Annotated in this window: 6 protein-coding genes and 2 pseudogenes; all 8 read left to right on the top strand. The window is 39.2% G+C overall.

The annotated features are described in order from the left end of the window. Window positions 1-160, top strand: a pseudogene (locus tag AAHB12_RS11675) (xylose isomerase); the annotation flags it as partial. Between the two features lie 331 nt (window positions 161-491). Then, window positions 492-938: a ribose 5-phosphate isomerase B gene (rpiB, locus tag AAHB12_RS11670; protein WP_342045424.1), complete on the top strand. Its 447-nt coding sequence runs from the start codon at window positions 492-494 to the stop codon at window positions 936-938. A 186-nt stretch (window positions 939-1,124) separates the two neighbouring features. After that, window positions 1,125-2,078, top strand: a complete 954-nt coding sequence (locus tag AAHB12_RS11665) for a sugar ABC transporter substrate-binding protein (RefSeq protein ID WP_342045423.1) — start codon at window positions 1,125-1,127, stop codon at window positions 2,076-2,078. 105 nt (window positions 2,079-2,183) lie between these two features. After that, window positions 2,184-2,345: pseudogene (locus tag AAHB12_RS11660) on the top strand (MFS transporter); the annotation flags it as partial. 526 nt (window positions 2,346-2,871) lie between these two features. Next, on the top strand, window positions 2,872-4,203 hold the full coding sequence (xylA, locus tag AAHB12_RS11655; RefSeq protein WP_342045422.1) for a xylose isomerase: 1,332 nt from the start codon (window positions 2,872-2,874) through the stop codon (window positions 4,201-4,203). Between the two features lie 227 nt (window positions 4,204-4,430). After that, the gene (gene xylB, locus AAHB12_RS11650) at window positions 4,431-5,930 is read left to right on the top strand and encodes a xylulokinase (protein ID WP_342045421.1); all 1,500 of its coding nucleotides are present in this window, start codon (window positions 4,431-4,433) and stop codon (window positions 5,928-5,930) included. Between the two features lie 34 nt (window positions 5,931-5,964). Continuing rightward, entirely contained in the window at window positions 5,965-6,948 is a 984-nt protein-coding gene (locus AAHB12_RS11645) for an aldo/keto reductase (protein ID WP_342045420.1), read from the top strand. Between the two features lie 17 nt (window positions 6,949-6,965). Beyond that, window positions 6,966-8,012: an aldose epimerase family protein gene (locus AAHB12_RS11640; RefSeq protein WP_129731692.1), complete on the top strand. Its 1,047-nt coding sequence runs from the start codon at window positions 6,966-6,968 to the stop codon at window positions 8,010-8,012. Window positions 8,013-8,024: the final 12 nt, after the last annotated feature.

The following is an 8,024-nucleotide window of genomic DNA, read 5'->3' as shown; positions in this document are numbered from 1 at the left end:
CATTGGCTTAGAAATTGTAGAAGGCAGAGCGGATTTCCACAAACTTGAGCAGTATGCATTAAATCTTGGAGAAATCAAGAACAAATCTGGCCGTCAGGAACGTTTAAAAGCAGTGGTAAACCAATATTTATTGGAAACATTATCAAGTGTAACTGTATAATAAAAACAAACAGTCCAATAAATAAAAAACATGCTGGAACGGTATTTTGCTCCAGTATGTTTTTTACCATCTATATAAGTCGACTTAATTTTTTCAGCATGGTCTACTCCCCACTTCGCCTGAAGTGGGGAGTTTTCCTTGAGAACAACAAGCTAAGGATCTAATAACCGATAGAAAAAACAATTTAAGCAGTTACAGAGAAAAATAGTTATTAAGTAAGTAGACATAATCGGGATTATTGGTGGCGTGTCTGTTTGTGAAAAGGGAACAACGAACATGATGAATGTTCTTGTTGATGGGAATGTAGTCAAAAGGTGATAGGAGGAAAAAAGTGAAAGTAGTAATTGCGTCTGATCATGGTGGAATGAATATTCGTAAAGAAATAATTTCATTAATGGCAGAGTTGAATATAGAGTATGTAGATTTAGGGTGTGAATGTAACACCCCTGTTGACTATCCAGATTACGCGATTCCAGTGGCTGAAAAGGTGGCAAGTGGTGAAGTGGATCGAGGTATTCTAATTTGTGGTACAGGAATTGGAATGAGTATTGCAGCAAACAAAGTAAAAGGAGTCCGTTGCGCGCTTGTACACGATACATTTAGTGCTAAGGCAACGAGAGAACATAATAATACAAATATATTGGCTATGGGAGAACGTATCATTGGTTCGGGCTTAGCTCGAGATATTGCAAAAATATGGTTAACAACCCCCTTCGAAGGTGGTAGGCATGAAAATCGTGTCAATAAAATAACAGCATATGAAGTAACTTTTGAGTAAAATCAGGAACATGCTATATCAGGAAGGTGACTTTATTGCCCTGGCCAAGTACTCAATACCTGAAACCATTAAATTTATGGTCATGCATGGTATAGTTTTTACGATTTTTTCCTTAATTATTGGATAGCCTATTGGAATCCTTTTCAAGATTCATCTATCCATAGCGGCACGAGAGGATGATGAATAATGAAGAAAAGATGGATGATCTTACTATTCTGCGGTTTCTTTTTAACCGCCTTAATAGGTTATACGGTTAAGTTCCTTAGAGAAAATGATAAGCCTAAAGTAGTTGTTGTTTTAAAAGAATTAGATTCACAGTATTGGAAAATTGTTAAAGGAGGGGTAGAAAAGGGGTTTCGCGATTTTGATATAGATGGTAAAATTTTCGCAACTCATGACGGATTCGTAGAAGAACAGAACGATATATTAAAAAATATTCTTAAAGAAAAGCCAGATGTAGTAATTGTCGCTCCGATTTCTGCATCTAATATTCCTATCTTAAAGGAGTTTGACAAAAACAATATTCCCGTATTGTTAGTAGACACAAATGACCTCTGGGAAAATAAAACTTCTTATATTGGTACTGATAATTTTGAACTAGGAAGAAAAGCAGGGGAATTATTAGCATCGCAACTGCAACCTGGAGATGAAGTGGCCCTTCCCCTTTTTGACGGATTTTTAACCAATCAAGTTTTCAGTGAACGAATAAACGGAGTTAAATATAGTTTAGAAGACGCAGGCGTTACAGTCTTGGTAGACACAATAAAATTACGGGACGAACTTTCATCCGTTAAAAAAGCAATGACAAATATTTTACAGGATCATCCTGATGTTAAAGGGGTATTTGCTGTAAATGATATCATAGCACTAAGTGTTTTCGAGGTCACTAAGGAACATGGGTATAAAATACCGATCGTAGGAGCGGATGGAGTTATCGAAATGGTGGATTTAATAGAAGATGGAACTTTAACTAGTACAATAGCACAGAATCCTTATGATATGGGCTATATAAGTGTGGAAACTGCAGTGAAAGTGATAAAGGGAGAAAAAGTTGCAAAAAATATAGATACTGGTATAGATATTATCACTAAGGATAATGCGAAACAGAAGCTAGATTTTCTGAAACAATTGTTGAAGTGAAGCGACAGACATGGCACATACATTGATTGGCAGAGGTCACAGGCTAGCAGCTGATGCCGTCGCCGTATTGAAAAGGCTCAGTCCATGAACTATTCTCGGCACTCATCATCTACTTATCCAATGATGATGAAGTATAGTGGTGGTTTAAGCTATGGTTTCTACGGGTTAATGAGTGTACTTTTGGCTGTGTTTGTTTGGAAGTTTGTCCCGGAAACGAAAGGGAAGACCTTAGAGGAAATGGGGACAGTTTGGAATAAATCAGCATAATACATTATAAAATATAGGAAATATAAAGACTGTCGCTGAATTTCACGGCAGTCTTTATGCATTATTATTGTTATTCATCTAAAAATAAGCTTACTTTACTACAGTTGCAGCCTTGACTTCAGAAATGCTTCGGCTGAAAAAGCCGAAACTCCTAAGCCAGACGTTTGGGCGATATCGGCACGTGAAATAGGAGAATTGTTCATAATGAGATTTAGTACAATTGACTTATTTTCTTTTTTACTAACTGTTGATTCCAGATCATTTGCATGATGATCTCCGTTCTCTTCTTTTACAGTAGCCGTACAGCTACTATAACGATTTTATTTTTCTGAATGGGTTCTATTAATTACAATAAACTTTGTTCATCCGATAGACAAACAAAGTTTGCGGTGATATAATTAATTCATAAGTTGTACAGCTGAAGGGAATTTAATGTATAGTTGTTTATTTTTAGTGCATTGTAAGCGATAACAGCAAAAGAAATCATGAATTCATAACATGAAAACAAAAGGGGAGGAAATTCCACATGGCTTACTTCCAAAATATTAACCAAATCCAGTTTGAAGGCCCAACATCAAAAAATCCACTTTCATTTAAATACTACAATCCGGAAGAAAAAATTAATGGCAAAACAATGGAAGAAATCCTGCGCTTTTCCGTTGCGTATTGGCACACATTCGCTGCTGACGGAACAGACCCATTCGGCGCAGGAACGATGATTCGTCCTTGGGATCATTATAAGGGCTTAGATTTAGCAAAAGCGCGTGTAGAAGCGGCATTTGAATTGTTTGAGAAACTAAATGTACCTTTCTTCTGTTTCCATGATTCCGATATCGCGCCTGAAGGAAATACACTAAAGGAAACATATGACGCGCTTGATCCGATCGTTGCGATGATTAAGGATTATATGAAAACAAGCAAAACAAAGTTGCTTTGGAACACAGTGAATGCGTTTACGCACCCACGATACGTTCATGGCGCAGCAACTTCCAATAATGCGGATGTATTTGCCTATGCTGCTGCAAAGGTGAAAAAAGGTCTTGAAATTGGAAAAGAGCTTGGAGCAGAAAACTATGTATTCTGGGGCGGCCGTGAAGGTTATGAAACATTATTAAATACAGACATGAAACTTGAGCAGGATAACCTAGCACGTTTCTTCCATATGGCTGTTGATTATGCGAAGGAAATTGGTTTCGATGGCCAATTCTTAATCGAACCAAAGCCAAAAGAGCCAACAAAGCATCAATACGATTTTGATGTTGCGACTGGTTTAGCATTCTTGCAAAAATATGATCTTCAAGATCACCTCAAGTTTAATATCGAAGCAAACCATGCGACACTTGCCGGTCATACATTTGAACATGAGCTGCGCGTTGCTCGCATTAACGGTATGCTTGGATCTGTAGATGCAAACCAAGGAGATACATTAATCGGCTGGGATACGGATGAATTCCCGACAGACTTGTATTCTACTACATTGGCAATGTATGAAATCTTAAAGAATGGCGGTCTTGGCAAAGGCGGACTCAATTTTGATGCGAAGGTAAGACGCGGCTCCTTCGAACCAGAAGATCTGTTCCATGCTCATATTGCCGGAATGGATGCATTTGCAATCGGCTTGAAAGTGGCAAATAAGCTCATTGAGGACAAGGTGTTAGAGGATGTGATTACTGACAGATACAGCAGCTTCACAGAAGGCATTGGCTTAGAGATTGTAGAAGGCAGAGCGGATTTCCACAAGCTTGAGCAGTATGCATTAAGCCTTGGGGAAATTAAGAACAAATCCAGTCGTCAGGAACGATTAAAAGCAGTGGTAAACCAATATTTATTAGAAACATTATCGACTGTAACTGTATAAAAAAACAGACGATGTGGGAAAAGTGCAAGTGTTCTGTTTAGCTTCGGTAGATAAACATCTCACATACAAATCGTACGATGCGGTGAAGGTTATTTTACTGTAAGGGGCTGCGCTGAACCTGGGCATCTGCGTTTTTATCTTTTGAAAAAAGAAATGCGCTGGAACAGTATGTTATTCCAGCACATTTTTATAATCCAGGATGATCATTAAATAAAAGGGTGATATAGATGAAGTATGTAATTGGGATCGATCTAGGAACGAGTGCAGTTAAAATCTTGCTTATTAATCAAAATGGAGAAGTTTGTCATGAGCTTTCTAAATCTTACCCTCTTATCCAAGAAAAGTCAGGGTATAGTGAACAAAATCCAGAAGAATGGGTAGAAAAAACTGCACAAGGCCTTGCAGAACTCGTTCAGAAATTTCAAGGGAATGCTGAAGATATTGAAGGTATTAGTTTTTCCGGACAAATGCACGGGCTTGTGTTACTTGATGAGGAACATCAAGTATTACGAAATGCAATTCTTTGGAATGATACGAGAACAACAGAGCAATGCCGACAAATCAATGAAATTGTCGGAACAGACCGATTACTTGAAATTACAAAAAATCCAGCTCTAGAAGGATTCACTTTGCCAAAGCTACTATGGGTAAAGCAATATGAGCCTGAAGTTTTTGAGAAGGCACATGTATTTATGCTCCCGAAGGATTATTTGCGCTATCGTATGACAGGAGAAATTCATAGCGAATATTCTGATGCGGCAGGAACCCTGCTGTTAAATGTAAGTAAGAAAACGTGGAGTACAGAAATTTGTGAGCTTGTTGGCATTAAATCTGAACTTTGCCCGCCGCTCGTAGAGTCCCATCAATTCGTCGGAACAATTACGTCTGATTTCGCGAATTGGACAGGTCTTTCTGAGTCCGTTAAGGTATTTGCCGGCGGTGCAGATAATGCATGCGGAGCGATAGGATCTGGAATCTTATCGGAAGGAAGAACATTATGCAGCATTGGAACCTCAGGGGTTGTTCTTTCCTATGAAGAGCGTAATGATCAAGACTTTCAAGGTAAGGTCCACTATTTCAATCACGGGGAAGAGAACGCATTTTATACAATGGGAGTAACCTTGGCTGCCGGTTACAGCTTAAGCTGGTTTAAGGATACCTTTGCAGAGAAAGAAGAGTTTGAGCAGCTGTTACAGGGGATAGATCAAGTTCCAGTTGGCGCGAACGGTCTGCTGTTTACGCCATATTTAGTTGGTGAACGGACACCGCATGCCGATTCGGTTATTCGCGGAAGCTTTATTGGGATGGATGCATCTCATAAACGTCGTGATTTTGTTCGAGCAGTACTTGAAGGCATTACGTTTTCGCTGAATGAATCAATCGAAATCTTTAGGGAAAATGGTAAAACCATCGATACAATTGTATCAATTGGCGGAGGAGCAAAAAATGAGGCTTGGCTGCAAATACAGGCCGATATTTTTAATGCAAATATTGTGAAGCTTTCAAGTGAGCAGGGACCAGGAATGGGGGCTGCAATGCTTGCAGCGTTTGGATGCGGCTGGTTTTCATCCTTACTGGAATGTGCTAACAAATTCATTGAGCCCGTTAAAACGTATCAGCCAGTTAAGGAGAACGTAGAACAGTATCAAAAATTGTTTGGCATTTATAAACAGGTCTATGAACAAACAAAGGTTCTTAATGAACAGCTGCAGGAGTTCAGAAAATAAACCATTATAATCTTTGCATTAAGGGGAATGGAAGATGAACTATAGGGAGTTGGGAAATACAGGGATTTCAGTAAGCGAAGTCAGCTTTGGAACATGGGCAATTGGAGGTTCTTGGGGAAGAACAAATGATCAAGAATCTTTAAAAGCACTGGATTATGCAATCGGGCAGGGTGTGAATTTTTTCGATACTGCCGATGTATACGGAGACGGACACAGTGAAGAGCTATTAGCTAAAGCTACAAAGGGCAAGGAAGATCAAGTCTATATTGCGACTAAGTTTTGCCGGGCAGGAGATATCCATTCAAAAGAAACCTACTCATATGAAACAGTCCGTTCCTATTGTGAAGCAAGCTTAAAGCGACTCGGCCGTGAAACAATCGATTTATATCAGATCCATTGCCCGCCAATTGAGATTTTACAGAATGGGCAGGTATTTGAGGTATTGGACAAACTGCAGCAGGAAGGGAAAATTCGGCATTACGGTGTGAGTGTGGAAACGGTAGAGGAAGGGCTTCTATGCTTACAAAACCCTAATGTTAAAGCTCTACAAGTAATTTTTAATATGTTCCGTCAAAAACCGATTGAAAAGCTATTTCCAGAGGCAAAGAAAAATGGCGTTGGCATTCTTGTCCGCCTGCCGCTTGCAAGCGGATTATTGACAGGGAAATTTACAAAGGGACATACCTTTGAGGCAGAGGATCATCGTAATTTTAATGAAAACGGGGCAGCTTTTAATGTTGGTGAAACGTTTGCAGGCCTTGGCTTTGCTAAAGGTGTTGAATTATCAGAGCAGCTTGCATGGATTGCAGAAGGAAGGCATTCGATGACAACAGCGGCTTTAAGGTGGATATTGGATCAAGACGAAATTTCGTGTGTGATTCCAGGATTTAAAAATGAACTCCAAATAACAGAAAACCTAAGAGCTATTGAAGAAAAATCCTTTTCACCAGAAGAGCTACAAAGAATTGTTCAGTTTTATGAAGAGAAGGTCAAGGGTGCCATTAGAGGGCCATATTAAAAGTCAGGAGGGATACAGTGGAAGTCCTAAAAGATGTCTTTGGAGAATTAAATGGGCAAGCGATTACATCGTATACGCTCCGAAACGATAGCGGGATGGAATTTACTTGTATTGATTACGGCTGCACCATTACAAGGATTATGGTACCTGATAAAAACGGAGTAAAGGAAAATGTAGTGCTAGGCTACGATACATTGGAAGAGTATCTCAATTATTCCCCGTATTTTGGTTGTATCATTGGCCGGATCAGCGGAAGGATCAAAAACGCAACGTTTACCTTGGATGATGAGACTTTTACATTAGCAAAAAATGAAAATGAAAACCATCTCCATGGGGGAGACAACGGCTTCCACAATGTCATTTGGAGCTCATCCGTAGAAACAAAAGCAGATGAGGCAAATATCGTATTTTCCTATACAAGTCCTGACGGAGAAGAGGGATTTCCAGGGAATCTTAAGCTTCAGGTAACCTATTCCTTAAATAATGAAAATGAAATCGTCATTTCTTATCAAGGTATTTCTGATCAGAAAACAATTGTGAATCTGACAAATCACTCTTACTTCAACCTAAGCGGTAATTTGAAGCGGACCATTTTAGCGCATGAGCTGACGCTAAAAAGTGATGGTTTTTTAGAGTTGGATCCTTCTTTCATACCAACGGGTAAAGTCTTATCTGTGGAGGATACAGTATTTGATTTTAGAAAGGGTCTGCAGATTGTGCAAGGAGTCAATTCTGAACATCCGCAAATAAAACTTGTTGGCGGGGGATATGACCATCCCTTTTTATTAAATGCAAATCATGAGCAGGAGATCACATTGGTTGACTATGAAAGCGGCAGGAAGCTTGAAATTGAGACAGATGAACCGTGTGTTGTTCTTTATACAGGAAACTCCTTAGAAGAGGGTTTTACAATAGGAGGAGTACCGTCCGAGAAGCATTTAGGTTTATGTCTGGAAACGCAGCTGCCGCCTAATATGATAAATAATCCAAATTTTCCTTCTGCAGTACTTGAGGCAAATGAGGTTTATTCAACTAAGACAAAATATGCTTTTAAGTTGATTTAATTAGTAAGGTTA

It is taken from the genome of Bacillus sp. OTU530 (assembly GCF_038440375.1).
Note: the sequence above shows the minus strand (reverse complement) of the source record. Positions and strands in the feature narration are given on the sequence as shown.

Excerpts from the sequence above, each read along its gene's own strand:
- AAHB12_RS11665 (WP_342045423.1), top strand. The coding sequence starts at position 1,125 with ATGAAGAAAAGATGGATGATCTTACTATTCTGCGGTTTCTTTTTAACC.
- xylA (WP_342045422.1), top strand. The coding sequence starts at position 2,872 with ATGGCTTACTTCCAAAATATTAACCAAATCCAGTTTGAAGGCCCAACA.
- xylB (WP_342045421.1), top strand. The coding sequence starts at position 4,431 with ATGAAGTATGTAATTGGGATCGATCTAGGAACGAGTGCAGTTAAAATC.
- AAHB12_RS11645 (WP_342045420.1), top strand. The coding sequence starts at position 5,965 with ATGAACTATAGGGAGTTGGGAAATACAGGGATTTCAGTAAGCGAAGTC.